At 33.1% G+C, this 1,392-nt stretch carries 1 protein-coding gene; it reads left to right on the top strand.

Annotated elements, in window-relative coordinates; translation table 11 throughout:
• The first annotated feature begins 263 nt into the window (after nt 1-263).
• Nucleotides 264-1,304, top strand: a complete 1,041-nt coding sequence (locus tag EG814_RS20865; protein WP_125723796.1) for an IS110 family RNA-guided transposase — start codon at nt 264-266, stop codon at nt 1,302-1,304.
• The last annotated feature ends 88 nt before the right edge of the window (nt 1,305-1,392 follow it).

Below are 1,392 nucleotides of genomic sequence, written 5' to 3'. Positions count from 1 at the left end.
CTCCTATGTTTGTAATGTTGTTTTATAAGTTTTTACAATTTGTAAATTTACAGTATTAAAGTGAAAAGGGATGAGAGTACATTCGCGTCTAAATAGTTCAAAGAAACATATTCCCGCAAAGAAATTACCTCATTCTTTTTTATCTTTTAGAGCCTGAACAGAATGTAAGGAATTAAGCATTGCTTAATATCCAGAATATCCAATCAGGAGAAAAGGCGAAGGAAGATTCATCACTTTATAAATTAAATTTAAAAAGCATAGAGATGGGTAAAGTATTAAAACAAGTCGCAGGAATTGACATAGCTCAAAAAGAATTGGTAGTCACTTTAGGCCGCATTTGGGATGATTTTTCTATAGAATTATTTGCTTATAAAGTTTTTCGAAATAGTGATTCAGGGTTTAAATTATTGGTTGAGTGGACAGATAAATTAACCGACGATTCTGTAAATGTACGTTACGTAATGGAAGCTACAGGTGTGTATCATCAAAAATTTGCTTATTATCTATTTGATGCCAAAGAGGAAGTAAGTATTGTTCTGCCAAACAAAATCAGCAATTACATACGAACTTTGGAATTAAAAACCATTACAGACAAAACCTGTTCACAAGCAATAGCTCAATTTGGTCTGGAACGAAAATTAGATCTCTGGACTAAACCGCAGCTGTTATATAAAGAATTACAGCAGTTAACCAGAGAAAGAGACCAGATTGTTCAGGAAAGAAGTATTATTAAAAATCAAATGCATGCTGAAAATACAGAAGCCGATCCCAATCAGCGAAGTATGGAACGGATGCAGGCAAGAATACGGTTTTTGAATTCACAGGAGAAAGAAATTAAAGAAGATATTGCCAGCATAGTAAAAGAGAATCCAAATCTAAAACAAATTTTAGAAAGGCTAACCACTATACCAGGAGTTGGAGAATTGACAGCTGTAATTGTTTTAGCGGAAACAAATGGTTTTGAACTGATCCGCAACAAATCGCAATTGTCAAGTTACGCCGGACTCGATGTAAAAGAAAAGCAGTCTGGCACATCAGTAAAAGGAAAGCCTAGAATATCCAAAAAAGGAAATAGAAATTTGAGAAAGTCAATGCATTTGCCTGCCCTGACAGCAGTGAAATGGGACGATAATTTTAGAGAGATTTACGCAAGATTAGTATCCAAACACGGAATAAAAATGAAAGCATTAGTGGCTATTCAAAGAAAAATACTGGAATTAATATACATCTTGTTCAAAAATGAAACAATTTATGACAAAAAAGAGTATATAACCAAAAATAGCGTGAAAGCACATAAGGCTTAACACGCTATAGAGACTAGCTCAAAGACTGTCTTGAAAAACAAAATTAAAAAAAAAATAAGATTTAAATTGGAAATCAACACAGAATCTT

This window comes from Flavobacterium ustbae, from assembly GCF_003946915.1.
GTDB classification, from domain to species: domain Bacteria; phylum Bacteroidota; class Bacteroidia; order Flavobacteriales; family Flavobacteriaceae; genus Flavobacterium; species Flavobacterium ustbae.
This window is presented reverse-complemented; position numbering and strand designations above follow the sequence as displayed.

Bases quoted from the DNA above. Each gene is read 5' to 3' on its own strand.
- EG814_RS20865 (WP_125723796.1), top strand. From the start codon at position 264: ATGGGTAAAGTATTAAAACAAGTCGCAGGAATTGACATAGCTCAAAAA.